This is a genomic window from Pseudomonas sp. UV AK001, from assembly GCF_046097675.1.
Classification (GTDB): domain Bacteria; phylum Pseudomonadota; class Gammaproteobacteria; order Pseudomonadales; family Pseudomonadaceae; genus Aquipseudomonas; species Aquipseudomonas kribbensis.
Genome location: NZ_JBJUVZ010000001.1, coordinates 1,222,543 through 1,247,034 on the forward strand (window position 1 = coordinate 1,222,543; position 24,492 = coordinate 1,247,034).

20 protein-coding genes are annotated in these 24,492 nt (G+C 59.1%); 10 read left to right on the forward strand and 10 right to left on the reverse strand.

The annotated features are described in order from the left end of the window. Nucleotides 1-179 precede the first annotated feature (179 nt). Entirely contained in the window at nt 180-875 is a 696-nt protein-coding gene (locus ACKLNA_RS05555) for a pirin family protein (protein WP_408985162.1), read from the forward strand. A gap of 62 nt (nt 876-937) precedes the next feature. On the opposite strand, the gene pgm is transcribed toward ACKLNA_RS05555, so the two are convergent. The 4 genes from pgm to ACKLNA_RS05575 all read right to left on the reverse strand — a co-directional run bounded on the left by pgm (nt 938) and on the right by ACKLNA_RS05575 (nt 7,164). Continuing rightward, on the reverse strand, nt 938-2,584 hold the full coding sequence (pgm, locus tag ACKLNA_RS05560; protein ID WP_408985163.1) for a phosphoglucomutase (alpha-D-glucose-1,6-bisphosphate-dependent): 1,647 nt from the start codon (nt 2,582-2,584) through the stop codon (nt 938-940). A gap of 109 nt (nt 2,585-2,693) precedes the next feature. Next, nucleotides 2,694-4,094, reverse strand: coding sequence for a PLP-dependent aminotransferase family protein (locus ACKLNA_RS05565; RefSeq protein ID WP_408985164.1), 1,401 nt, complete (start codon nt 4,092-4,094; stop codon nt 2,694-2,696). A gap of 46 nt (nt 4,095-4,140) precedes the next feature. Continuing rightward, nucleotides 4,141-5,595: a hypothetical protein gene (locus ACKLNA_RS05570; RefSeq protein ID WP_408985165.1), complete on the reverse strand. Its 1,455-nt coding sequence runs from the start codon at nt 5,593-5,595 to the stop codon at nt 4,141-4,143. 546 nt (nt 5,596-6,141) lie between these two features. Further along, entirely contained in the window at nt 6,142-7,164 is a 1,023-nt protein-coding gene (locus ACKLNA_RS05575; protein WP_408985166.1) for a zinc-dependent alcohol dehydrogenase family protein, read from the reverse strand. 270 nt (nt 7,165-7,434) lie between these two features. Between ACKLNA_RS05575 and ACKLNA_RS05580 the strand changes: the two genes are divergently transcribed. Both ACKLNA_RS05580 and ACKLNA_RS05585 read left to right on the forward strand, forming a co-directional pair. Continuing rightward, complete coding sequence (locus ACKLNA_RS05580) at nt 7,435-8,364, forward strand: LysR family transcriptional regulator (protein WP_408985167.1); 930 nt, start codon at nt 7,435-7,437, stop codon at nt 8,362-8,364. Between the two features lie 120 nt (nt 8,365-8,484). Further along, nucleotides 8,485-9,588 carry a hypothetical protein gene (locus tag ACKLNA_RS05585; RefSeq protein ID WP_408985168.1) on the forward strand — a complete coding sequence of 368 codons (1,104 nt, stop codon included), beginning with the start codon at nt 8,485-8,487 and terminating at the stop codon, nt 9,586-9,588. A gap of 34 nt (nt 9,589-9,622) precedes the next feature. Here the strand turns inward: ACKLNA_RS05585 and ACKLNA_RS05590 are convergent, their stop codons facing one another. The 3 genes from ACKLNA_RS05590 to ACKLNA_RS05600 all read right to left on the reverse strand — a co-directional run bounded on the left by ACKLNA_RS05590 (nt 9,623) and on the right by ACKLNA_RS05600 (nt 11,559). Further along, nucleotides 9,623-10,807 (reverse strand): sugar transporter, encoded by a 1,185-nt coding sequence (locus ACKLNA_RS05590; RefSeq protein WP_408985169.1) that lies wholly within the window; start codon nt 10,805-10,807, stop codon nt 9,623-9,625. Between the two features lie 154 nt (nt 10,808-10,961). Continuing rightward, complete coding sequence (locus ACKLNA_RS05595; RefSeq protein ID WP_408985170.1) at nt 10,962-11,246, reverse strand: hypothetical protein; 285 nt, start codon at nt 11,244-11,246, stop codon at nt 10,962-10,964. 34 nt (nt 11,247-11,280) lie between these two features. Next, nucleotides 11,281-11,559, reverse strand: coding sequence for a hypothetical protein (locus ACKLNA_RS05600; protein WP_408985171.1), 279 nt, complete (start codon nt 11,557-11,559; stop codon nt 11,281-11,283). Nucleotides 11,560-11,748: 189 nt separating this feature from the next. Between ACKLNA_RS05600 and ACKLNA_RS05605 the strand changes: the two genes are divergently transcribed. From ACKLNA_RS05605 to ACKLNA_RS05630, 6 genes are all read left to right on the forward strand, one after another. Beyond that, nucleotides 11,749-12,675, forward strand: coding sequence for an HTH-type transcriptional regulator ArgP (locus ACKLNA_RS05605; RefSeq protein ID WP_408985172.1), 927 nt, complete (start codon nt 11,749-11,751; stop codon nt 12,673-12,675). A gap of 140 nt (nt 12,676-12,815) precedes the next feature. Continuing rightward, on the forward strand, nt 12,816-13,163 hold the full coding sequence (locus ACKLNA_RS05610; protein WP_085709794.1) for a DUF4190 domain-containing protein: 348 nt from the start codon (nt 12,816-12,818) through the stop codon (nt 13,161-13,163). 15 nt (nt 13,164-13,178) lie between these two features. Beyond that, nucleotides 13,179-13,631, forward strand: coding sequence for a DUF805 domain-containing protein (locus ACKLNA_RS05615; RefSeq protein WP_085709793.1), 453 nt, complete (start codon nt 13,179-13,181; stop codon nt 13,629-13,631). A 271-nt stretch (nt 13,632-13,902) separates the two neighbouring features. Then, entirely contained in the window at nt 13,903-15,156 is a 1,254-nt protein-coding gene (gene mexE / locus ACKLNA_RS05620; protein ID WP_085709792.1) for a multidrug efflux RND transporter periplasmic adaptor subunit MexE, read from the forward strand. 15 nt (nt 15,157-15,171) lie between these two features. Next, nucleotides 15,172-18,363, forward strand: coding sequence for an efflux RND transporter permease subunit (locus ACKLNA_RS05625; RefSeq protein WP_408985173.1), 3,192 nt, complete (start codon nt 15,172-15,174; stop codon nt 18,361-18,363). Next, on the forward strand, nt 18,360-19,781 hold the full coding sequence (locus ACKLNA_RS05630; RefSeq protein ID WP_248739631.1) for an efflux transporter outer membrane subunit: 1,422 nt from the start codon (nt 18,360-18,362) through the stop codon (nt 19,779-19,781). The genes ACKLNA_RS05625 and ACKLNA_RS05630 overlap by 4 nt, the downstream gene beginning before the upstream one ends. A gap of 58 nt (nt 19,782-19,839) precedes the next feature. Here ACKLNA_RS05630 and ACKLNA_RS05635 read toward each other — a convergent pair whose 3' ends face one another. From ACKLNA_RS05635 to ACKLNA_RS05645, 3 genes are read right to left on the reverse strand one after another with little or no spacing between them, the layout of a single operon-like run. Then, nucleotides 19,840-20,820 (reverse strand): HlyD family secretion protein, encoded by a 981-nt coding sequence (locus ACKLNA_RS05635; protein ID WP_134826780.1) that lies wholly within the window; start codon nt 20,818-20,820, stop codon nt 19,840-19,842. Nucleotides 20,821-20,824: 4 nt separating this feature from the next. Further along, the gene (locus ACKLNA_RS05640) at nt 20,825-21,025 is read right to left on the reverse strand and encodes a DUF1656 domain-containing protein (protein ID WP_408985174.1); all 201 of its coding nucleotides are present in this window, start codon (nt 21,023-21,025) and stop codon (nt 20,825-20,827) included. After that, the gene (locus ACKLNA_RS05645) at nt 21,015-23,150 is read right to left on the reverse strand and encodes an FUSC family protein (protein ID WP_408985175.1); all 2,136 of its coding nucleotides are present in this window, start codon (nt 23,148-23,150) and stop codon (nt 21,015-21,017) included. Before ACKLNA_RS05645 ends, ACKLNA_RS05640 begins: the two co-directional genes overlap by 11 nt. 191 nt (nt 23,151-23,341) lie before the next feature. On the opposite strand from ACKLNA_RS05645, the gene ACKLNA_RS05650 reads away from it, so the two are divergent. Continuing rightward, a complete protein-coding gene (locus ACKLNA_RS05650) occupies nt 23,342-24,397 on the forward strand; it encodes a tetratricopeptide repeat protein (protein WP_408985176.1) in 1,056 nt (351 codons plus the stop codon). Nucleotides 24,398-24,492: the final 95 nt, after the last annotated feature.

The following is a 24,492-nucleotide window of genomic DNA, read 5'->3' on the forward strand; positions in this document are numbered from 1 at the left end:
ACTGAAGGCTGCATGACAGCGTTTCGAGATTTATAACATCAGCCAATTCGATGGGAATGCAGCACTTTTTACGCTTTTTCTCGATTATTGGTTGATAGATGATGCTCGCCATCAATCACCGGTCTCGCTTCGTGGCTGCGGCCGAAACGCCCCATGACGAACCTTTTGAGGAGAAGATCATGCTTGAACTCAGACCCTTCAGCTCGCTGGGCGGCGCCCATCACGGCTGGCTGGATGCCCATCACCATTTTTCGTTCGCCGAGTACTACGATCCACAGCGCATGAGCTGGGGCAACCTGCGGGTGTGGAACGATGACATCATCGCCCCGGGCACCGGTTTCCCCACTCACCCGCACCGGGACATGGAGATCATCACTTACGTGCGTGAAGGTGCGATTACCCACCAGGACAACCTGGGCAACAAGGGTCGCACTGAAGCAGGCGACGTTCAGGTGATGAGCGCCGGCACCGGGATCGCCCACAGTGAATACAACCTGGAAGCGACTCCGACCAAGATCTTCCAGATCTGGATTCTGCCGACCGAAACCGGTGCACCGCCATCCTGGGGCGCCAAACCGTTCCCCAAAGGTGAGCGCGAAGGTTTCGTGACGCTTGCCAGCGGCAAGGACGGTGACGATGAAAGCCTGCGGATTCGCGCCAACGCACGTTTGGTGGCGGCCACCATCAAGGCCGGGGAAACCGCCGAGTATCGACTGGATGCCGGACGCCGCGCTTATCTCGTACCGGCCACCGGTATGATTGAAGTCAACGGCTTGCGTGCACAAGCTCGAGACGGTGTCGCGGTGAGCCAGGAGCCGGTGCTGACCGTCACGGCCATTGAAGACAGTGAAATCGTGTTGGTGGATCTGGCCTGACCGGCTGGATTGCGGGCAAAAAAAGGGCGACCTCTTGGTCGCCCTTTTCTATTCAGCAGTGATCACTTGGTGGAAATTGCACCATCGACCAGGGTCTGCGCTTCGGCCACCAGTTGCTTGAGGTGGTCGTCGCCGATAAAGCTTTCAGCGTAGATCTTGTAGATGTCCTCGGTGCCCGAAGGACGTGCGGCGAACCAGCCGTTCTCGGTCATCACTTTCAGACCGCCGATGGCCTGATCGTTGCCCGGTGCCTTGCTGAGAATGCTCTGGATCTTCTCGCCCGCCAGTTCGGTCGAGGTCACCTGTTCAGGCGACAACTTGCTCAGCAGGGCTTTCTGCTCAGGGTTGGCCTTGGCGTCGACACGTACCGAGAACGGCTCGCCCAGCTCTTCGGTCAGTGCACGATAGGCCTGGCTTGGGTCGCGACCGGTGCGGGCAGTCATTTCAGCAGCCAGCAGGGCCGGGATCAGACCGTCCTTGTCGGTACTCCAGACGCCACCGTCCTTGCGCAGGAACGACGCGCCGGCACTTTCTTCGCCGCCAAAACCCAGAGAGCCGTCGAACAGGCCATCAGCGAACCATTTGAAACCGACCGGCACTTCGTACAGACGACGGCCCAGACGCTTGGCCACGCGATCGATCAGACCGCTGCTGACCACGGTTTTACCCACGGCCGCATCGGCGCGCCACTGCGGGCGATTCTGGAACAGGTAGTCGATCGACACTGCCAGATAATTGTTCGGCGCCAGCAGGCCGCCGGACGGAGTAACGATGCCGTGACGGTCATGGTCCGGATCGCAGGCGAACGCGACGTCGAAGCGTTCCTTGAGGCCGATCAGGCCTTGCATGGCATGGCTGGACGATGGGTCCATGCGGATCTGGCCATCCCAGTCGACGGTCATGAAGCGGAACGTCGAATCGACTTCCTTGTTCACCACATCGAGGTCAAGACGATAGTGTTCGGCGATGGCCGACCAGTAGCGTACCCCTGCTCCGCCCAACGGATCGACACCCAGGCGCAATTTGGCGCCACGGATGGCATCGAAGTCGATGACGTTGATCAGGTCGGCGACGTACGTGTTGACGTAATCGTGGCGGTGCGTGGTCGGGGCTTTGAGCGCCTGTTCGTAACCGATGCGTTTTACGCCCGCCAGTTTGTTCGTCAGCAGTTCGTTGGCCTTGGCTTCGATCCACTTGGTGATGTGGGTGTCGGCCGGGCCGCCGTTGGTTGGGTTGTATTTGTAGCCACCGCTTTGTGGCGGGTTGTGCGACGGCGTGATGACGATGCCGTCAGCCAGGCCGGTGGTGCGGCCACGGTTATAGCAAAGAATGGCGTGGGACACGGCCGGCGTCGGGGTGTACTCGTCACCTTCGGCGATCATCACGGTCACGCCGTTGGCTGCCAGCACTTCCAGGGCACTGGCCCCGGCCGGTGTGGACAGCGCATGAGTATCGATGCCGACAAACAGCGGGCCGGTGATGCCCTGGGCTTCGCGGTACAGGCAGATCGCCTGGCTGATGGCCAGAACATGCCACTCGTTGAAACTCAAGTCGAAGGAGCTGCCACGATGTCCAGAAGTACCGAACGCCACACGCTGGGTGGAAATCGAAGCGTCGGGTTGACCGGTGTAATACGCCGTTACCAGTCGCGGGATGTCGACCAACAACTCTGCCGGTGCCGGTTTGCCCGCAAAAGGACTGAGTGTCATGCAAAACCTCTGAAATAGAGTGGTTCAGGAAATTACAGCGGAGTTTACTGGCAGTTTGACCGTAGTGCGATGGGATCTATCCAGTGCGTCCCCGATGTTTTTTAACAGCTCAGCCATCGGGCGCCAGTCGCAACGCATCGCCGATCAAACCGACGACGCCTTCCAGTTCAGGCCCGTTGCTGGCTGTCGCACTCAGGCGCATGTGTTGCCCATGCATGCCTTGTGCGCTGAACAGTTCGCCCGGTGCGATCAACACGTGCTGCTTGAGCAAGCGCTGGAACACGGCGCCCATCACCACTCGACGCGACGAGCGCACCCATACCGTCGCGCCGCCCTGCGGCTCATCAATGTGCAGCGCGTCGCCCAGCCCTTCGCGCAGCAACTCGATCAACCGGGTACGACGCTCCTTGAGCAGGCGCTTCAACACCGGGAGATGCTGATCGACCCGACCACTGGCATACAGTCGGGCAATGGCCTTCTGGCGAATCGGCGAAAGTCGGAACGAGCGCAGCAGAAAGTGCCGTTGCAAGTCGGTGCGCCACTGGCGAGCAAGCACGAAGCCGTAAGGCGCTTCGACACCGATCACCTTTTCGAAGGTGGAAAACACCAGGAGACGATCCGGGTCCAGCAAATCCCGCAGAGGCCGACGCTCACAGTCGTCACCCAGCTCACTGTAGCTGTCGTTTTCCAGCACCCAGGTTCCATGATCCCTCAGCAACTGCGCGATGGCTTCGCGATTTTCCTCAGGTGTCAGACTGCCACGGGGCATGTTCAACACAGAGGACAGCAGGATCAGTCGAACCGGTTCGGTTTCCAGCAACATTTTCAATTGCCGTGGATCAAGCTCCCCGCCAGGTTGCACCGGCAGCTCGATGACCCTCACATCGGCAGACTGGAACAGGCGCAACACCATCCAGTCGCAGGGCGATTCAACCACCACAGTCGCGTTACGCAGTTCAAGAACAGCGATCAGGATCTCCAGTACCCCTCTCACATCAGCGCCGATATAGACGTCCTCGGCGTGCCAGCAGTGGCTCGGGGACGAGGTGTATCGAGCCGCCAGCAGCATGCGCAACTCGAGCTCGCCACAAGGCTGGGCCGGGACCTGTGATTGCCGAGGGTATTGCCGCATCAGCTCCCGTTCGAGCATCAGCAGCGGGCTGTCCAGCGGCTGGATCGATGCCGGATCGTCGGCGCTCAATACGCGCATGCCGAAACACCTGGCGTTGACATAGACGGTTTCCAGCAGGTCATTGCCTCGACCCGGCGGCATGACCGAGGACGCCGGCTGTGCGAAATACCCGGACTTGGCCACGGAATAGACCCGGCCTTCTTTCTCGAGCAGTGCATAGGCGTACTGGATGGTCGAAATCGACACGTTCAACCGTTCGGCCAGTTGCCTCAAGGATGGCAGCCGCATCGCACCTTCGCCGCCAGGCCCATCGATCAGTTGAGTGAGATAGCGATAGACAGCCTGATAGGCGAAATCGGTTTCACGCGAGGCGTTCATGAGCGGGCGTCCGGCATTCTTTGGCGGGCGGGCGCAATACTCACACTCAGCCTTCCGCCGAGCGGTCGCCTACGGCAACCTCACTGTCGGCAGGGTCCGGGGCGTGCGTCGTTTGCTCAGCCACTCGGACAGGTGCCATGGCATACAACCGGCTGATCAGTTGCACGGACAAGCCGCTGACATCGGTCATCCATTGCAAAACCTGCTCAGGGGCGTGCAACCCCTGCATCGCGCGATGCAGATCCGGCATGGCCACCAGCATGCCTGGATGGCATATTCGCAGAAAACGTTCGAGCCCTGCGCCACCCTCGGTGAAAGGTGCAAACATCAGACAGACCAATTGCGCTTCATTGAGCCCGAAATTCTTTTGCAAGGCAGTGGCGGCCAGTGACCTATGCTCGCCTGGATCTGTCAGGGTGCCGAACGTCGCCATGAAGCGCTCGCAGGTTTGCTCCGGAACGTCCTGGCGGCGCATCGATGCGAGGCAGCGCTGCAGGTATTCGGATACGCCACTTTCGTAATTGCGACCCTCGATGCAGCAAGCCTGGAGACCGCTCAGGTAGGCCGCGATCAAGGGATCCGTCGACTCACCGGTACCCGGCTCGAACAGCAGATCGTCAGTCTGGAACCCGAGAAAATCGCTGAGCAAGGGCCACCGTTCCTCCATCTTGCCCACCACGATGTCATCGATGCCGATATAACTGGTGCGTCGGCAGGCTTCGAACTGGCCGAGCGGCCGCCATGGCGGCAGATCGTCGGGTGCACGGAGTTCCCGGTAACAGTCACCTCCCATACCGTCCAGCACATCGAACAACTCATCGAACCCGGCGGTCCGCTTCGGTAGCGCGCCCATGCCGGCCTTCTGCGCTGCACGATCCAGTCCTTGCAGGAAGTGCGCCTGACGGCGTGCGGAGTCGCTGCTGACCAGTGCATCGACACCATTGCTCCACCGAGCGACCTGTCCGTAGAACTCGGCCGTGGCCAGGTACGCATCATCCCAGAGCTCCAGGCTCTCGCTCCAGGAGCGGCGGTGGCCAACCATCAGCAAATTGATGCGGTTAGCCTCGCGCCCATCGTCGGAAAGAGGCTCCTGATGATTGAAAGGCAAGACCTCCCGGTTGTCGATCATCAGCAGTTCGACCCTTGGGTCGTCATACAGAAACAGGGCGCTGAAGCTGCGATGCATGTTGTGCAATGCCGACGCCGGTGTGGCGCAACCACGCAGGGTCGCCACCCGTAACTGGAAGGTTCCCGGAGCCCGTCCGGCGATACTCAGTTGCGCAGCACGCAACAGGGCCAGGCTGTAGCAACAATCACGAGTGCCCGATTGCGTGACCAGCACCTTGAATTCACCGACACGATCCATGCCCCCTGCGGCTACCGCCAATCGCTGAATCAACAGCTGCAATGCCGTGCGTTCTGCTCGGGAAAAGAAACTCAGCAATCGTTGCAATACTTGCTGGTAGACATAGTTCATTGCCTGGTCATGGATCGTGCTCATCAGTACTTCACCCGATATCAAAGGTTTTATATTGCGCAGCCACGAACGCCGGATACGCAATCACTCTTCATTAATTAATAGACGCTGAAATGCTAACACTTAAGGTTTTGTAGTTATTTGAAACAGTTGAGTCCACAACAATTGAAATTCACCAACCACACGCCGCAAGCCCGCGTCTTTACAGGCTTTTCTCGACACAGAAGTTTTCCTAGGAAAATTCTTACAATGGCTTGCACACGATGAGCACAAGAAAAAAAGAAGGGACTACTGGGACGCCCTACAGCAATTAAACAGAGTCTGAAATATCGGCCAGCCACTATTGCCCGGTATTGCGAAAAGTAAACAGAATGCACAGCCATAGCTCATTCCTTGAGATGAAAGTAGTCATTCAATTATCAGGGTCTGAATGGCGATTAGAAGATACAGATCAAGAGTAAAAACCAGTTCAGTTGCTGAACGTCCCCAGGCATTGCGCCCAGGGTTTCTCATGGTCTGAAGGATGGAACGCACAAGAGTCCGTGGGGCCACGGACTCTGAACACAAAGGTCAGGCAGGTTCGACTTGCAGGGCGACCCGCTCACGGCATGGGCATTCATCCATGTAGCGGTGCGCTTCGACAAACTCGTTGAACGGGAAGACCCGAGTCTTGAGCGGTAGCAGCACGCGGTCGGCCGTCAACTGGTTGATGTCACGCAGGGCACGTTGCAGCGCGACGTGATCCTGGACGATGCCCAGTTCCGGCTTGCCGGTGAAGTTGCCGATGCAGTGCACGAAAAACTGAATGTTCTTCTGGAACGCTGCGCACGCCGGAAATGGCGTCTGGTTGCCACCTTGCAGACCATACAACACCAGACTGCCGCGAGGTGCCAGTACATCGCCCAGCAGCGACATCTGCGGGCCGCCGAGACCGTCGAACACGACGTTGACGCCGCAGTTGTCGGTGATCTTGTTGATCCGCATCAACAGGTCTTCTTCTTCGGTGACGATTACCTTCTCGGCACCGAGGGAAAGCAGGTATTCGCGCTCTTCGGCGGTTTTCGTGGCGGCAATCACGCGCACACCCAGCGCCTTGCCCAACTGGACAAACGACGGACCGGCGCAATGACTGGCGTCAGTGACCAGGGCAAACTGCCCGGGTTTGACTCGTGCCAGATCGACGTAACCGAAATAGGCGATCAACAGCGGCGTGTAATGCACGCTCGCCTCGATCGGGGTCAGCACGTCCGGATAACGGGTGAGCGCGGTACGTGGCAGAACGATCAGTTCGCCGTAGACCGGATAGTCATTGGGGCTCTCGGCCGGGAAGCTGGCCACCTTGTCACCGACGATCAGGTCTTCGACACCGTCGCCAATGGCCGTGACCACACCCGCCATTTCATGGCCCAGGCCCGAAGGCAGGCGAGCCTGTGACGATGCCAGGTTCTGACGCCAGAGCGTGTCATACCAGCTGATGCCGATCGCCTCGACACGCACCTGCACTTCGCCAGGACCTGGCTGAGCGGCCGCATGCTCTTCGCATTTGAGCACCTCGGCCGGACCAAACTTGTGAAAACGGATCGTGCGGGACATCGCAAACCTCGTCAAAGTAACCTCTAATGCCCTGAACTCTATCTGGGCTTTCCGGCCAAGACTATCAGTGGCTATTAATAGTCGACATGCCTGTCATTGATTCCGCAGTATGGCCAGCATTGAGCAAATCCATGAAAAAACTGCTGCATCCATCTCAGTAAAGCTGAATTACCCGGTGCAGAGTACCAGCCTTTCCCCGTAAGATTCATGCCGGCCATTGTTCTCATATGGTCGCTCTCGTCAAGCTTGATGACTCTGCCAGGACTCCAGATGAATCGTAATGACCTGCGTCGTGTCGACCTGAACCTGTTGATCGTATTCGAAACCCTGATGCACGAACGCAGCGTAACCCGCGCGGCGGAAAAGCTGTTTCTCGGCCAGCCGGCGATCAGCGCGGCGCTTTCGCGCCTGCGCGGTCTATTCGATGATCCGCTGTTTGTACGCACCGGACGCAGCATGGAACCGTCCGCCCGTGCGGTGGAAATCTTCGCCCTGCTCTCGCCTGCACTGGACTCGATTTCGACAGCGGTCAGCCGCGCCGCCGAATTCGACCCCGCCACCAGCACCTCGGTATTCCGGATCGGCTTGTCGGACGACGTCGAATTCGCGTTGCTGCCCATGCTGCTCAAGCGCCTGCGTGCCGAGGCGCCGGGCATCGTGCTGGTGGTACGCCGCGTCAACTACATCCTGATGCCCGGTCTGCTCGCCTCTGGCGAAATCTCCATCGGCGTCAGCTACACAACCGACCTGCCGGCCAACGCCAAGCGCAAGGTCTTGCGCCGCAGCCAGCCAAAACTGCTGCGCGCCGACACCGTACCGGGGCCGCTGAGCCTGGACGACTACTGCGCCCGCCCCCACGCGCTGGTGTCGTTCGCCGGCGACCTCAGCGGCTTTATCGATGAAGAACTGGAAAAACTCGGCCGCAAACGCCACGTGGTGCTGGCCGTGCCGCAGTTCAATGGCTTGAGCACGTTGCTGGCCGGAACCGACATCGTCGCGACGGTGCCGGATTACACGGCTGATGCGCTGACGTCTGCGGGCGGCGTTCGGGCGGAAGATCCACCGCTGCCGACGCGCACGTTCGAACTGCACATGGCGTGGCGTGGGTCGCAGGATAACGATCCGGGGGAGCGGTGGTTGAGGTCGCGGATTCAGATGTTTTTTGGGGATCCGGATAGTCTTGAATTGCCTGCAAACTGAATATGAAGGTTCAGTTTGCAGGCAAAAACGCTCCACCGAGATTCAGCGCCAGCATTTGAAACACGATTAAAACGGAGCTTTAAAAGTTGCTCCTGAACCAGGAAGGATCTCTGAAATCACATGCAAGAAAAAACGATAGCAATCATCAAGCTTGCTGGTGAGCTTGAAAACTCATTGATCCAACTCAAAGACCTCATTGCCGACACGCCCGTAGATGACGGATTGAATATTTACTTCAAAGGTCTGCAACGGGAAATTACAGACCTTGCAACCTCGATCAAAAAAAACGATGAAGTAAAAATCGCCCAAAACGCAAAGGCACTGGCATCCTCAACCAAGATTATCTTGCACTTCGCGCCTCAGCTGGCAGCGTCTGAGTCCATAGAAGTCAAAAACAGCCTAGCGGAAAACGCCGAAAAACTGACGCTCTTGATAGGTGAAGAACCTAAGCCACTCAAACCGCTTGAGCCGATTGAAATCGGGGGGCTTTTAAACGGCGTACTGAAACAGGGTTTTTCCACGGCCCCCGCAAAAATCTCTTGGGACGAACAGGAAAAACATGGCCAGCGATTCAAAAAAATCCTGGCAGATAACGACTTCAAAATAACCGGCCTTGAACAGAGAATCAGCGGGCTGGAATCCATTGCCAGCACTGAAATAGACAAAATAACCGCTTTATATTCAGTAGCCCTGCATGAGATCGAGGGCAAAAAAGCAGAAATAGACAACATCCTCGGCCACGTCTCCGGAAGAGCCGTCGCAGGCGATTATGAGAAGAGCGCTACCGAGGAGAAAAACAAAGCCGATTGGCTTCGCATCGGCTCATTGACCTGTATGGCTTTGATCGCTTTCTCTCTGGGTTATTCATTCTGGGAAACCATCGGCACCGAGTTCAACTGGCAAAAGTCTTTGTTCCGGATCACACTGACTTTTCTGCTATCCGTGCCGGCTGCTTATCTTGCAAGAGAATCCGCCAAACACAGAGAGCAGCAGTATCAGCACCTTCAGACCTCACTTGATTTAAAAGCGATCTCTCCTTTCCTCGCTTCGCTTCCCGAGGAGGAGCAGCACAAAATTAAAATTACAATCGCATCAAAGTTGTTTGCCGGAAGAGACTTCTCTAAAACAAGCGCTGATCCGTTTCCCCTCAACACGCAGGAAATAATCATGGAGCTGTTGAAGCGGTTGGACTTCTCAAAAGCCCAACCCAACAAAGAGTCATGATTTAGCGCTATGCCTGACGCATCAAGTTGATGCGTCAGACCGAAGCCCCGGATCGAGCCACCCGATAGACCGACAGGCAATAAAGCAACAACGCCAACCCCGCCAACATCCCGCCCACAACCCCGACATAAGCAAAACCAAACTGGCTCCCCACCCAGCTCCCCATCAACGCCCCGCCGCCAATGCCGATGTTGTAGATCCCCGAAAACAGCGCCATCGCCACATCGGTCGCGTCAGGCGCCAGCACCAGAACTTTGGACTGCAACGCCAGACCAAACCCCATGATCGCCATCCCCCAGAAGATACTCAGCGCACACAGGTATGAGACCTTGCCGTTCAATGGCAGCAGCAACGCCAGACACAACGCGAGCAACGACACCGCGACAATCAGAAAGCGCTGCGGGCTGTACCGGTGCAGCCAGCTGAACAGCAGAGATCCGAAAATCCCCGCGCCACCGAATAACAGCAGAATCAGCGTGACCGTCTCGCCACTCATGCCCGCCACCACCTGAACGAAAGGCTCGATGTAGCTGTAGGCGGTGAAGTGAGCGGTCACGACCATGGCCGTCAGGACATAGATCGCCACCAGCGCCGGTCGCTTCAACAACAACGGCAAGCTTTTCAGTGATCCGGAGTTCTGGCTGGGTAACAAGGGCAATACCCTCGCCAGCCAGAACATCAGCGTAGCCGCCAACACTGCGATCGCGACAAAGGTGGTTCGCCACCCCATCGCCTCGCCCAATATCCGGCCGAGTGGGATACCGAGCACCATCGCCAGGGAAGTGCCGGTCGCCAGCAGGCCCAAGGCCTGGACCTGTTTACCGGGCGGCGCCAGTCGCACAGCCAGAGAAGCGGTGATCGACCAGAACAATGCATGGGATAACGCCACGCCGATCCGGCTCAGCAACAGGACGGCGAAGCTGGTCGCCACACTCGACAGAATGTGGCTGACGATGAACATCGCAAACAGCACGATCAACAGCTTGCGCCGCTCGACGTTGCGCGTCAGCAGCATGATGGGCAGCGACGTCAGCGACACCACCCAGGCATAGATGGTCAGCATCAGGCCAACCTGAGCCGACGTCATGTCGAAGCTGCTGCCAATCGAACTCAACAGGCCGACCGGGACAAATTCGGTGGTGTTGAAGACGAATGCCGCCAGTGCCAGCGCAATGACCGCATACCAATTGCCGCTGGTGGTCGTCGTAGAGTCGCTCATTTGAAAGTCGTGTCCATCTGTCGGTTTTGCGTACACCAATTGCCGGAAAGCCTCAGACGACAGGTGGTTCGATGGCGACTCTACTATAAAGAAACGCGGACGGGTTCATCGTGGGGTGGGGTGAAACTCTCGGCGCTCGGGATACAGGCGTGCGTCATTGGCCGGCATAGCCTTTGACCCGCATGCAATCATTGGTCAGATCGATCTGTTTTTCAGCGATAACGATGCCATCCCCCACGGCGCTGCCCATGCCGTGAGTCTGGTCATTTGCTGCCGGCGTGGAGTGGTAGCTGGCCGTTGCCGCTTTGGCCTGGTAGTGGCATTCAGCTTTGTCGTGCTGGATGTCAGAGGCACTTGCGCCCGGCCTGGACCAATCATGAACAGAAGTGGCACATGCGCTCAAAAGCATCGCGCACAACGTGAAAAAAATGAACTTCATGGTTTTCTCCATCGGTAAAAGGCGCTGTTTGAAATCACTTGCAGACGAACCTCACGTGGGCGACTTCATTCTCAGGATCCAGCGGCAAGCGAGATTGAACTTCAAACTCGCCGAGTTGCTTGCCAAGCGATGCACACTTTTTGCAGGCATTGTCCAAGGCCAACTGACGAGCCCCTGAGTGGGTGTGCCTCGATAGCAGAGCATTCGCTGACGCCTGATATTCGTAGGGTCCGAGCTTCAAGTCGTGGGACTGCCAGATATAGTTGCCGACCAATGCGACAGCGCTCACAGCAATAATCATGTTGAGTTTCATGGCAGGCATCGGTTGCTGGACATTTCATTCCTAATAACGCTGACCCCGTGTGGTCAATAGCGCGACGTTTGTGCGGGTCTGAATCGGTCAGATCGCCGTGATGGAATGATTGAGCAGTTCGGTACCGAGATGAAGAAAAACGAAGTATCTTTCAGTACGGATTAGAAAAACTAAACGAGACTGGCGGCCATGCAACTCGATGCAAAACAGATGCAGGCGTTCCTTGCCGTCGTCGACAGCGGCAGTTTCGAAAAGGCCGCGGAACGGCTCAACGTGACGCCGTCGGCGGTGTCCCAACGGATACACGCACTGGAAGTTCGCCTGGGCAGCTCGGTGGTGGTGCGCGGGCGACCGTGCGAACCCACTCAGGCCGGACGAAAGCTGATGCTCTATCTTCGCCGTGCAACGGTGCTCGAAGAGGAACTCCTCAACGACCTGACCGGTGACGAAAAAGACCATCTGCGGGTTGTCATAGCCGTCAACGGTGACACGCTGGCGACCTGGTTTTTCCCTGCTCTGGCCGAGATATTCGTCAGCGAAAAAATCCTGCTCGACGTCGTGGTCGACGATCAGGACCACACCTATGCATTACTGGAAAGTGGCCAGGTCATCGGTTGCATCGGCACGCGCTCACAGCCGATGCGAGGATGTTTTGCCGAGTTGCTGGGGTCAGTACGCTACCAACTGGTGGCATCGCCCGCCTTTCAGCAGCGTTGGTTTGCCAAGGGCCTGACCCGCGCGGCTGCACGCAAGGCACCGGTATTCGCTTATTCGCGCAAGGACACCTTGCAGTCTGATTTCATGCGGTCGCGTTTCGGTCTGCAGGCAGATGCTTATCCGACCCATTACCTGTCACTTCCCGAAGCACGCCTCAAAGCCATTCGTCGTGGCCTCGGATACGGGATGGTGCCGTACATGCAGGTAAGCGACCTGCTGAAAAATCGGGAGCTGGTGGATTTGGCACCCGGCCATTTCACTGATGTAGCGCTTTATTGGCACGCCTGGGACCTGCAGTCAGCGCGCATGGAAATGCTCTCCGAGCGGGCGGTACATGCCGCGCGACGCATCTTGAACAGCAAAGAGCCGGTGAAGCGCTCGACCATGCCGAAGAAATGACTGGCGCAGAAAACCCTGTCATTTCGGTGCGCCGCGCGAGTGCTGGCAAAGTGCCTAATGACAAATCCCGCAATAAAGTTTAATTTGTCGCCGCCCCGATTGATGTCAGGTCGGGCATTCGCACTCAGTTAAGGAAAACGATGGCAATGGTCTATTGTCGTGCTTGCGCCAAGGAGCTACACGAAACGGCGCTCACTTGCCCCCAATGCGGGGCTCCTCAGCAGGCCCCAGTGCCGCAAACGCAAGCCGAAATGCCTTGGCTGGCCATCGTTTCGTTGATCCTCGGAATTATCAGCGCACTCACCCTGTTTGATGACTCCGAATGGGACAGGGACGCGATTGTCGGTGTGGGATTTCTCAGCATCGCGGGTCTCATTTGCGGCATTGTCTGTATCAACCAAAAACATCCAGGAAGAAACCTCGCGATTGCCGGCATTATCTTGTCAGGCATTGCCGCGTTCGTTTTGTCCTGTCTATCGATTGAATAATTTTAGGGAAAAAATATGAGCATGGTTTTCTGCCGCGGTTGCGCCAAGGAAATTAGCAGCCTGGCCGTGGCTTGCCCGCAATGCGGCGCACCTCAGGCGACCCAGCCGTCCTTTGCAAGCGGTCCCGCCATCGCGACGGGCAACCCTTACATGGAAGCGCTGAAGAACTACGCCGAATTCAAGGGTCGCGCCACCCGCCGCGAGTACTGGATGTTCATTCTGATCAACATGGGTATCTGCATTGTCATCGGTGTTCTCGATGCAATGTTCAATACCAAGGGCATCCTTTACAACCTGTACAGCCTGGCGATGTTGCTGCCAAGCATCGCCGTCGGTGCACGCCGCATGCACGACACCGACCGCAGCGGCTGGTGGTTGCTGCTGCCGATCGTCAACCTGGTGTTTCTGGTGCAGGACAGCCAGCCAGGTCCGAACCGCTTCGGGCCGAACCGCAAAGGCGTCAACTGAGTCACCGCGCAACACGCTGATCGAGACGGCCGCCATGGCCGTCTCTTTGCATCTGCCGCAAAGAATTCCTGTCGATCTCATCCTTGCAGGTCGCGCAACACAGATTTGTCATCGACCATATTGATAGCCCCCTAACGAAAGGTGCATGCTAGAGGGCTTCGCTCGGTCTTATATCATTCCGAATGATAGTTACCTTCGTGTCATTCGATTCGTTTGCTATCTACCTGCCGAGCATCATCCGCCCATCTTCAATACATTGGCGGATGCATCCATGGAACAATCACTCAAACATTTGCGCTTCCCGTTGGCTCTGTTGGCCGTGATGGTGATGAGCGCCTGCGGCAAGACTCCAGAAACCGCCGCCGCCATGCCTGCTGCCAAGGTCAGCGTGGCCAAGGTGCTGGAACAACCGGTCAACGAGTGGGACGAATTCACCGGGCGCCTCGAGGCGCCGGAAACCGTTGAAATCCGTCCACGGGTCTCCGGCCAGATCGACGAAGTCGCCTTCACCGAAGGTGCACTGGTCAAGAAAGGCGACCTGTTGTTCCAGATCGACCCGCGTCCGTTCCAGGCCGAGGTTCGCCGCCTTGAAGCTCTCGTAGCCCAGGCTCGCGCCAACGCCACTCGCAGTGAAAACGAAGCCGGCCGTGGCGAACGCCTGCGTGCCAGCAACGCCATTTCCGCCGAGCTGGCTGACTCGCGCACCAGCGCTGCACAAGAAGCGCGTGCCGCTGTCGGCGCCCTGCAAGCACAACTGGATCTGGCCAAACTGAACCTGAGTTTCACCCGTGTAACCGCACCGATCAGTGGCCGCGTCAGCCGGGCCGAGATCACCGCCGGTAACCTGGTGACCGCCGACACCACCCCGCTCACCAGCGTGGTGTCCACCGACAAGGTCTATGCCTACTTCGACGCCGACGAGCGTGTATTCCTCAAATACACCCAGCTCGCCCGTCAGGGTCAGCGCGGCGCCACCACTCCGGTGTACATGGGCCTGTCCAACGAAGACGGCAACCCGCACCTGGGCCAGATGAACTTCGTCGACAACCAGGTCAACCCGAAGACCGGCACCATTCGTGGTCGCGCCGTGTTCGACAACAGCGACGGCACTTACACCCCGGGTCTGTATGCGCGTTTGAAACTGGTCGGCAGCGGCACCTACAACGCCATGCTGATCAACGACGAAGCGGTCGGTACCGACCTCGGCAAGAAGTTCGTGCTGGTGATGGATGGCGACAACAAGACCGCCTACCGCGCCGTCGAGCTCGGTCCGAAGATCGAAGGCCTGCGCATCGTGCGCAGCGGCCTGAACAAGGACGACACGATCATCGTCAAGGGTCTGCAACGGGTTCGCCCTGGCTCTCCGGTATCCCCTGAAGTGATCCCGATGGCCAGCGAGCAAACCATTGCCGCTCTCGCTCAACAACGACAAGCGCTGGAAGCCAGCAACCTGCCCAAAGTCGCACCTGCCAAAGGCGCGTCTGGATCGGTTGTGAAACTGGCTGCAGCGACCCCACGCGGTTAAGGGACGACAACTCCGATGAATTTTTCCCAATTCTTCATTTCACGGCCGATCTTCGCAGCGGTGCTTTCGCTGCTGATCCTGATCGCCGGCGCTATCTCGCTGTTCCAGTTGCCGATCAGCGAATACCCGGAAGTCGTGCCGCCCACCGTGGTGGTACGTGCCAACTTCCCGGGCGCCAACCCCAAAGTCATCGGTGAAACCGTGGCCGCTCCACTGGAGCAAGCCATCACCGGCGTCGAGAACATGCTGTACATGTCCTCGCAGTCCACCGCCGACGGCAAGATCACCCTGACCATCACCTTCGCCCTGGGTACCGACCTGGACAACGCGCAGGTGCAGGTGCAGAACCGCGTGACCCGGACCGAGCCGAAACTTCCAGAGGAAGTGACGCGCATCGGTATCACCGTCGACAAGGCTTCGCCCGACCTGACCATGGTTGTGCACTTGACCTCGCCGGACAAACGCTACGACATGCTGTACCTGTCCAACTACGCAATCCTCAACATCAAGGATGAGCTCGCTCGCCTCGGTGGTGTCGGTGACGTGCAGCTGTTCGGTATGGGCGATTACTCGCTGCGTGTATGGCTGGACCCGAACAAGACCGCTTCGCGCAATCTGACTGCCACTGATGTGGTGACCGCGATTCGCGAGCAGAACCGTCAGGTCGCCGCCGGCCAGTTGGGCGCGCCCCCAGCCCCGAATGCCCAGAGCTTTCAGCTGTCGGTCAACACTCAGGGCCGTCTGGTCTCCGAGGAAGAGTTCGAGAACATCATCATTCGCGCCGGCGACAACGGTGAAATCACTCGCCTGAAGGATATTGCCCGCATCGAACTGGGTTCCAGCCAGTACGCCCTGCGTTCGCTGCTGAACAACCAGCCGGCCGTGGCGATCCCGATCTTCCAGCGTCCAGGCTCCAACGCCATCGAAATCTCGAACGAAGTTCGCGGCAAGATGGAAGAACTGAAGAAAAGCTTCCCGCAAGGCATGGACTACAGCATCGTCTATGACCCGACGATCTTCGTGCGCGGCTCCATCGAGGCGGTGGTTCACACTCTCTTCGAAGCACTGATCCTCGTGGTTCTGGTGGTGATCCTGTTCCTGCAGACCTGGCGCGCCTCGATCATTCCGTTGGTGGCGGTGCCGGTATCGTTGATCGGTACGTTTGCGGTGATGCACCTGTTCGGCTTCTCGCTCAACGCCCTGTCGCTGTTCGGCCTGGTACTGGCGATCGGTATCGTGGTGGACGACGCCATCGTGGTGGTGGAGAACGTCGAGCGGAACATCGAACTGGGGCTCAACCCCTTCGATGCGACCAAAAAGGCCATGGGTGAAGTAACCGGTCCGATCATTGCCACGGCGCTGGTGCTGTGTGCGGTGTTCGTACCAGCGGCATTCATCTCCGGCCTCACCGGTCAGTTCTACAAGCAGTTCGCCTTGACCATCGCGATCTCGACCGTGATCTCGGCCTTCAACTCGCTGACCCTGTCGCCGGCGCTGGCCGCTGTGTTGCTTAAAGGTCACGACGCGCCGAAAGACCGCTTCTCGCGGGTGCTGGACAAGATCTTCGGTGGCTGGCTGTTCCGTCCGTTCAACCGCTTCTTCGACCGCGCCAGTCATGGCTACGTCGGCACCGTGCGCCGGGTCATCCGTGGCAGCGGCATCGCCCTCTTCCTGTACGCAGGCTTGATGGTGCTGACCTTCTTCGGTTTCTCCAGCACGCCGACCGGTTTCGTACCCGGTCAGGACAAGCAATACCTGGTGGCCTTCGCGCAACTGCCGGACGCCGCGAGCCTGGACCGTACCGAAGACGTGATCAAGCGCATGTCCGACCTGGCACTGAAACAGCCGGGCGTGGAAAGCGCCGTAGCGTTCCCGGGCCTGTCGATCAACGGCTTCACCAACAGCCCGAACGCCGGCATCGTGTTCGTGACCCTGAAACCGTTCGACGAGCGTAAAGACCCGAGCATGTCCGCCGGTGCAATTGCCGGGGCCCTGAACGGCCAATACGCGAATATCCAGGAAGCGTACATGGCGATCTTCCCGCCGCCGCCGGTACAAGGTCTGGGCACCATCGGTGGTTTCCGCCTGCAAATCGAAGACCGGGGCAACCTGGGCTACGAAGAGCTGTACAAGGAAACCATGAACATTATTGCCAAGAGCCATAACGTTCCGGAGCTGGCCAACCTGTTCACCAGCTACACCGTGAACGTGCCGCAGGTCGATGCCGCCATCGACCGGGAAAAAGCCAAGACCCACGGCGTGGCCGTCAGCGACATCTTCGACACCCTGCAGATCTACCTGGGTTCGCTGTATGCCAACGACTTCAACCGCTTCGGGCGCACCTATCAGGTCAACGTTCAGGCCGAGCAACAGTTCCGCCTCGAATCCGACCAGATCGGCCAGCTGAAAGTACGCAACAACAAGGGCGAAATGATCCCGCTGGCGACCTTCATCAAGGTCAGCGACACCTCGGGGCCGGATCGCGTGATGCACTACAACGGCTTCATCACTGCTGAAATCAACGGTGCGGCAGCCCCGGGCTACAGCTCCGGCCAGGCCGAAAAAGCCATCGAGAAACTGCTCAAGGATGAACTTCCGAACGGCATGACCTACGAGTGGACCGACCTGACCTATCAGCAGATTCTGTCCGGCAACACCGCGCTGTTCGTGTTCCCGCTCTGCGTACTGCTGGCGTTCCTGGTGCTCGCCGCTCAATACGAAAGCTGGAGCCTGCCATTGGCGGTGATCCTGATCGTACCGATGACCCTGCTCTCGGCCATCACCGGCGTGATCATTTCCGGCGGCGACAACAACATTTTCACCCAGATCGGTTTGATCGTACTGGTGGGCCTGGCCTGTAAGAACGCGATTCTGATCGTTGAGTTCGCCAAGGACAAACAACAGGAAGGTCTCGATCCGCTGGCTGCTGTACTGGAAGCCTGCCGTCTGCGTCTGCGGCCGATCCTGATGACCTCCTTCGCGTTCATCATGGGTGTGGTGCCACTGGTGTTCTCCAGCGGTGCCGGTGCCGAGATGCGTCACGCCATGGGTGTGGCGGTGTTCTCCGGCATGCTCGGGGTGACCTTCTTCGGTCTGCTGCTGACGCCAGTGTTCTATGTACTGATCCGCAACTTCGTGGAACGCAGTGAAGCCCGCAAAGCGGCCAAGGCGCAGAATCTTCCACAGCAACTGGAGGCGCACCAATGAGTCTGAAAGTCTTCCTGCCGAGCCTGCTGGTACTGGCGCTGAGCGCCTGCGCAGTCGGCCCTGACTACAAGACCCCAGCCACGGAGGCGGCCAACATCACGGCCGCCACCGACGGCGCCGCCGGCCAGAAGAACTTTGACCGTTCGAAGTTCGAAGGCATCTGGTGGCAGCAGTTCGACGATCCGACCCTCAACCAGTTGGTGACTCAATCACTGCAGGGTAACCGTCAACTGCGCGTCGCCTTTGCTCGCTGGAAAGCGGCCCGGGCGATTCGCGACGACGTCAGCAATGACGCCATGCCGACCATCACCAGCCGTGCCAGCAGCAATCTGGGCAAGGGACAGATTCCCGGCCAGACCACCCAACGGGTCAACAGCGAACGCTATGACCTGGGTCTGGACATGGCCTGGGAGGTCGATCTGTTTGGTCGCATCCAGCGCAACCTGGAAGCCAGCGAAGCCGATCAGCAGGCTGCCGAAGCCGATCTGTATCAGCTGCAAGTCACCATGATTGCCGAACTGGTGGACGCCTACGGTCAACTGCGTGGCGCCCAACTGCGGGAAAAGATCGCCGTGGCCAACCTGGAAAACCAGCAGGAGTCGCGCAAGATCACCATCAGCCTGCGTGACGCCGGCGTGGGCGATCAGCTCGATGTCGAGCGCGCCGATGCCCGTCTGGCCTCGGTCGAAGCCAGCGTGCCGCAATTGCAGGCGGAACAGGTTCGGCAGAAAAACCGCATCGCCACCCTGCTGGGTGAACGTCCGGACAAACTGACCGTCGACCTGAGCCCGAAAGACTTGCCAGCCATCGCCAAGGCATTGCCGATCGGTGATCCGGGCGAACTGCTGCAACGTCGCCCGGACATCCTCAGCGCCGAACGCAAACTGGCTTCCGCCACGGCGCGTATCGGTGTGGCAAAGGCCGACCTGTTCCCACGGGTCAGCCTCAGCGGCTTCCTCGGCTGGACCGCCGGGCGTGGTTCGCAGATCGGCTCCTCGGCGGCCAATGCCTGGGCGCTGGGCCCGAGCATCACCTGGGCGGCGTTCGACCTTGGCAGCGTGCGTGCCCGTTTGCGCGGTGCCGACGCCGATGCCGAAGGCGCACTGGCGACCTACGAGCAACAAGTGCTGCTGGCTCTGGAAGAGTCGGAAAACGCTTTCAGCGATTACGGCAAACGTCAGCAACGCTTGATCTCGCTGATCCGCCAAAGCGAATCCAGCCGCAAGGCTGCCGATCTGGCTGAAATCCGCTACCGCGAAGGCACCACCGATTTCCTGGTGCTGCTCGACGCTCAGCGCGAACGCTTGAATGCCGAAGACAGCCAGGCTCAGGCCGAAGTCGAGCTGTATCGCGGCATCGTCGCGATCTACAAGGCCCTCGGTGGTGGCTGGCAACCGGAAACGGTCGCCAGCAAGTAACAGTTTTTTAAAGAGCTCCTTTGGTTGGCCGCAACCAACCAATTTTTTGCCCCGCGTATCATTCGGTCGCGGGGCTTTTTTGTGCCTGTCTTTCGTGGTTTTCCAGAACGGTGACGGTGGCTGTGGTGCCTGCCCTGAGGCGATCCTTGCCTGCATAGTCGGGGTCGATGCCAATTCGCACCGGCACCCGTTGTGCCAGTTTTACCCAGGTGTAACTGGGATTGATGTTGGCCAGCAATCGACTGCCCGGCGCGTTTTCCCGGTCGGCGATGGCGAAGGCGATGCTTTGGACCGTGCCGCCAAACTTCTCTCCGCTCATCAATTCGATCCGAACCCTGTCGCCCTCCTCGATCCGTGGCAACTTGGTTTCCTCAAAATAGCCACTGACGTAGAACGAGTCACTGTCCACCAGTGCCAGCAATGCGCCGCCGGCCACCGCGTAGTCGCCCTGTCGGGTCAGCAAGTTGGTGACGTAGCCGCTGACCGGCGATTCGACACGGGTGCGCTGCAAATCCAGCTCGGCCTGAGTCAGTGCTGCAATCGCCAGTTGCACATTGGCCTCGGCCAGGCCGAGATTGGCCTGATTGCGCAGCAAGTCGGCCTGGGCCACAGCCACGTCAGTGCTGGACTTTTCCCACTCTTCGCCGGAGATCGCAAAGCCCTGTTTGAGCGTGCGCCTGCGCCGCTCTTCGCTCTCGCGCTGTTTCAGCAAGGCCTCGCTGGCCACGATGGACGCCCGGGATTGACCAAGAGTGGCCTTGGCCACCTCGACCGAACGCCGGGCATGTTCAACCGCCAGACTGTAGCGAGCCGGATCGATCTCCAGCAGCAATTGGCCCTTCTCGACGTGTTGGTTGTCCTGCACCGCCAGACTGACGATGCGTCCCGAGACATCCGCCGACAGGGTCACCACGTCTGCCCTCACCCGCGCATCCCGCGTCCAGGGCGCACGGGTGTAATGCTCCCAGGCGAACCAGCCGAGCACGATGGCCAGCAGCACCACTGCCAATGTCGTCAATCGAGTGAGCAACGTCTTCAAGGCATCAGGCTCCCATCAACAGAATCAATGTGGCGCAAACACAGGCGTACAACGCGCCTTCGAACAGCGCTTCATGCCAGACCAGGCACAGCACGCCGAGGCGGCGCAATACCCAGTCCAGTAACAGAAAGACCGGTATGGCGAGGATCAGCGCCTGGGCGATTGGCGGCAGGTAGACGCCGCCTACCTCGAAATCAATGGGCAAGGACGGGTTCTCCTTCAGGGGCGTTGTGTTGCAGATATTCACCGTGACGCTCAAGGAACGAGACGACGATCAGCAGCGCCACACGCATGCGGAATACCGACCACAGGTGCTCGTGTGTGGCGGCATGCAGGTCATCCAGTTCGTCACCGAGCGCATGTAGCGTCGTCAGCAAGGCCGGCAGGTGTACATCCGGCCGGCCAGCGACGAAGCGGCCGGTCTGGCGCAAGGCGTCCATCAGTTGCCGGCCGAAGGTGTCCGTCAGTAAAGCGTTGCCCTGCACCTGTTGTCTGAGCTGGTGAATGGCGACACCGAGCGCCACACAGGCGAGGCTGATTTCATAGCGTCGTTGCATGTCCGGATCATTGGCTGCCGGCAACAGACCCAGCATGGTGGTCAGGCGATCGACCATACGACTTTCGAACGCGAATTGCTGTTCGTCCGTGGCGGGTAATTTGATCAGTTGATACACCTGTTCCCGCGCTTCGTTGTAGAACCGACGGATTCGCAACACCGGCCGGAACGGAAAGATCCACGCATAGACGATCAGGGCCAGCATCGCCGCACTGACGTAGGCACCGGCAAACTCGAACCATTGAATGGCAGTGTTCTGCCCGGTGCCGACGTTCTGCGGGCCGAGCATCAGGAAACTCGACAAGCCCAGCCCCATGCCGATGCCCGCCGTGGCAGGGCTGGCCAGTCCCACCGCAATCACATAAAGCAGCGGAGCCAGCAATAACGCCAGCCATTCGAAGTCGTTGACCGCCGGTACCAGCATGAACTGATACAAAGCCGAAACCACCAGTGCCAGGCCCAGTCCCCGGGCGTAGCTCTGCGCGGCGATCAAGGGGCGCGGGAACGTTGCCATCAGCGAACACAGAATCCCCACCAGAATCATCCCGCCACGGGCACCGTCCCAGGCCGTTTCGATCCAGATCAGCCCCGCCACCAGCAATGCACTGAAGGCCCGGATCGCATTCATCGTCGCCAGAGTGAAATCCAGGTGCAGCGGGCTGGACTGGCCACGGAACATGCAACTGGCCTCCCGACCTTCCTGTATGGCTTCGCTCAGTTCGAGGATCTGCTCCAGTTGTTGCAGCAGCCGCGCCTGCTCCCAGCGCAGGGCCCATGCCAGCGAACGCAAGGTTGCGCTCATGTCCTCGGTCAACTGTTCGGCCCTGTAGGCCAGCGCTTCGAACTGTTGTTGCAGGACAACCAGCTGATGCCTCATGTCTTCCGGCATTGAACGCCCGTATTGTGCCAGTTGATCGAGAAACGCCAGTTCATCGGCACGCAAGCGCTGGACCTCCAGCGGCAGATCCCCGTCCCAGCGTTCGGTCAGCAACTGCCGCTGATGACGCAGGGCTGTCAGGCGCGAAGTCAGCAGCATCAGTTGATTGCCCAGCATCAACACAAGATTGTTGGCACTGCGCAGACGCGGTGCATCGAAATACAGATGACGGCGCAAGCCTTCCAGGGCGCTGATTTCGCCGAGCAGTAGCATTTGCCGGCGCTGGAATTCGGATTCGCTTTCTTCGGTACGAATCACCGCAGCGGCATGGGTGGCGACCAGTTTGATCACCTGATCGACTTTGGCGAAGTAGTTGCGCGAAACCGCCTCCGGACGGGCCGTCAACAGGCTGACGACACAGACGCAGGCCACCGCCAGCAGGGTTTCGGTCACCCGGGTAACCGCCAGCAGGAAGGTGCCGTCCTGGTCCGGAATGGCCAGCAACGCCACCACCACGGCGGTGTAGCCACTGAGCACGAACGCCTGGGAACTGGTGTAGCGCAGCAAGGTGCCGCCGGCCGTGCACAGCGCCAGCCACAGCGCCAGGGTTGTGATGAAGGGCAAAGGCGCCTGAGGGAAAATCGCCATGATCAGCACCGCCACCGCCGCGCCCAGCGTGGTGCCGATGACCTGACCGAAACTGCGGGCCAGCGCCATCCCGGCCAGCGGCTGACTGATGATGACCACCGCCATGATCGACCATTTGGGTTGATCCAGATCGAACAGGAACGCCAGGTACAGCGTCAGCAACCCGGCTGCAATGGTGCGCAGGGCAAACAGCAACACGGCCTGACCAGGATGGATCACCGTCTTGAAATAATTGAGCAGGGCTTGCATGAACGCACTCGCCAAAGGAACTTCACCAAGCGTAGTCACTGCATCGAAAGCTCGACGGCTTCCGGGACCGACAGATGTTGTAGGGATATTCATCCTCAGTCGTGTGACATATCGGGCAGAGTGTTTGACTCAAGGCGTCAGCTGACCGAAGCTTGCCCCTCTGCGTCAATATGAAAGCTTCGGATACCTGCATGCCTCAGTCCCGCCGCTACGTGTTCATCAGTCTTGGCCTCGTGCTTGTCCTTCTGGTTGCCTGGCTGTCGCTGCGCAGCACCGCTCCCGTGGTGCCGGAAGCCATCAAGCATGGCTACAGTGAAGCGCTGGCCGCCGCCCGGGCCGGCCAGCCGGGCGCGGCGCGGGTTTTGTACCAGCAATTGGGACGACCGGATCTTTCCGTCAAGCGGCGCGTCTGGCTGCATGCCGAACTGCCGAACTACCCGAGCCCGCAAGCGTTGAAACTGGCCGATGCCGATCTCCAGAACGAGTCCCCCGACGTGCGAATGGCGGCGATCAGGAGCGTGACCGGTCTGGTGCCGGGCGGCCAGCGCAGTCTGTTGCTTGGCCCGTTGCTCGACGATGAAGACCAGAACGTTCGTTTTGCCGCGATCAACGCCCTGCTCGGCCTGTCGCCGGACCAGTTGGGCCTGTACTTCGCGCCGTTGCAGCAAGGCATCGACGTGTGGGAGGAGGCGCTCAAGCATCAGCCGGAAAGTGCCGCCAACCATGCGCAATTGGCGCGTCTGTACCTCCACAATGCCGAGCTCAAACAGGCGCAGGAAGCCCTCGAGCAGACCCTGCGCCTGGATCCCGCCAATCTGCCGGCGCTGGTGATGCAGATCGAGGTGCTCGACCGCCAGGGCCAGAGCGACGCCGCCCGGCAACTGCTGGCCCGACAACTGAAGGCCCAACCCGATTCCGCCTACCTGCAACATGCCCTGGGCCTGTGGCTGTTGCATCACGATCAACGGGAGTTCGCCCTGCTCGGTCTGTCCAAGGCCGTGGAGCTGGAGCCTGATAACAAGGACTATCGCTACGACCTCGCCACCACGCTGCACAGCGCCGAGGAACTCGAAGCGGCGCAGAAACAGTTACAGGAAATCGTTCAGCGCCACCCCGCCGACCGCAAGGCACGGGTGCTGCTGATCAGTTACTGGAAAGAAAGTGGCCAGTTGCAGAACGTGCAGGTGCTGCTGGCCCAGCTCGAGCAGATGAACCCGGACGACCCCTCGTTGCAGCAGGGTCTTTGAACGACTTCTGACAGGCTTCATGAAACACCCGGAAAGAAATTCGGAACCGCCCTCTCGGCAAAGGGTCAAGTAAACAGGCAGCCCGCAAAGGCGTA

Excerpts from the sequence above, each read along its gene's own strand:
- ACKLNA_RS05555 (WP_408985162.1), top strand. The coding sequence starts at position 180 with ATGCTTGAACTCAGACCCTTCAGCTCGCTGGGCGGCGCCCATCACGGC.
- pgm (WP_408985163.1), bottom strand. The coding sequence starts at position 2,584 with ATGACACTCAGTCCTTTTGCGGGCAAACCGGCACCGGCAGAGTTGTTG.
- ACKLNA_RS05565 (WP_408985164.1), bottom strand. The coding sequence starts at position 4,094 with ATGAACGCCTCGCGTGAAACCGATTTCGCCTATCAGGCTGTCTATCGC.
- ACKLNA_RS05570 (WP_408985165.1), bottom strand. The coding sequence starts at position 5,595 with ATGAGCACGATCCATGACCAGGCAATGAACTATGTCTACCAGCAAGTA.
- ACKLNA_RS05575 (WP_408985166.1), bottom strand. The coding sequence starts at position 7,164 with ATGTCCCGCACGATCCGTTTTCACAAGTTTGGTCCGGCCGAGGTGCTC.
- ACKLNA_RS05580 (WP_408985167.1), top strand. The coding sequence starts at position 7,435 with ATGAATCGTAATGACCTGCGTCGTGTCGACCTGAACCTGTTGATCGTA.
- ACKLNA_RS05585 (WP_408985168.1), top strand. The coding sequence starts at position 8,485 with ATGCAAGAAAAAACGATAGCAATCATCAAGCTTGCTGGTGAGCTTGAA.
- ACKLNA_RS05590 (WP_408985169.1), bottom strand. The coding sequence starts at position 10,807 with ATGAGCGACTCTACGACGACCACCAGCGGCAATTGGTATGCGGTCATT.
- ACKLNA_RS05595 (WP_408985170.1), bottom strand. The coding sequence starts at position 11,246 with ATGAAGTTCATTTTTTTCACGTTGTGCGCGATGCTTTTGAGCGCATGT.
- ACKLNA_RS05600 (WP_408985171.1), bottom strand. The coding sequence starts at position 11,559 with ATGAAACTCAACATGATTATTGCTGTGAGCGCTGTCGCATTGGTCGGC.
- ACKLNA_RS05605 (WP_408985172.1), top strand. The coding sequence starts at position 11,749 with ATGCAACTCGATGCAAAACAGATGCAGGCGTTCCTTGCCGTCGTCGAC.
- ACKLNA_RS05610 (WP_085709794.1), top strand. The coding sequence starts at position 12,816 with ATGGCAATGGTCTATTGTCGTGCTTGCGCCAAGGAGCTACACGAAACG.
- ACKLNA_RS05615 (WP_085709793.1), top strand. The coding sequence starts at position 13,179 with ATGAGCATGGTTTTCTGCCGCGGTTGCGCCAAGGAAATTAGCAGCCTG.
- mexE (WP_085709792.1), top strand. The coding sequence starts at position 13,903 with ATGGAACAATCACTCAAACATTTGCGCTTCCCGTTGGCTCTGTTGGCC.
- ACKLNA_RS05625 (WP_408985173.1), top strand. The coding sequence starts at position 15,172 with ATGAATTTTTCCCAATTCTTCATTTCACGGCCGATCTTCGCAGCGGTG.
- ACKLNA_RS05630 (WP_248739631.1), top strand. The coding sequence starts at position 18,360 with ATGAGTCTGAAAGTCTTCCTGCCGAGCCTGCTGGTACTGGCGCTGAGC.
- ACKLNA_RS05645 (WP_408985175.1), bottom strand. The coding sequence starts at position 23,150 with ATGCAAGCCCTGCTCAATTATTTCAAGACGGTGATCCATCCTGGTCAG.
- ACKLNA_RS05650 (WP_408985176.1), top strand. The coding sequence starts at position 23,342 with ATGCCTCAGTCCCGCCGCTACGTGTTCATCAGTCTTGGCCTCGTGCTT.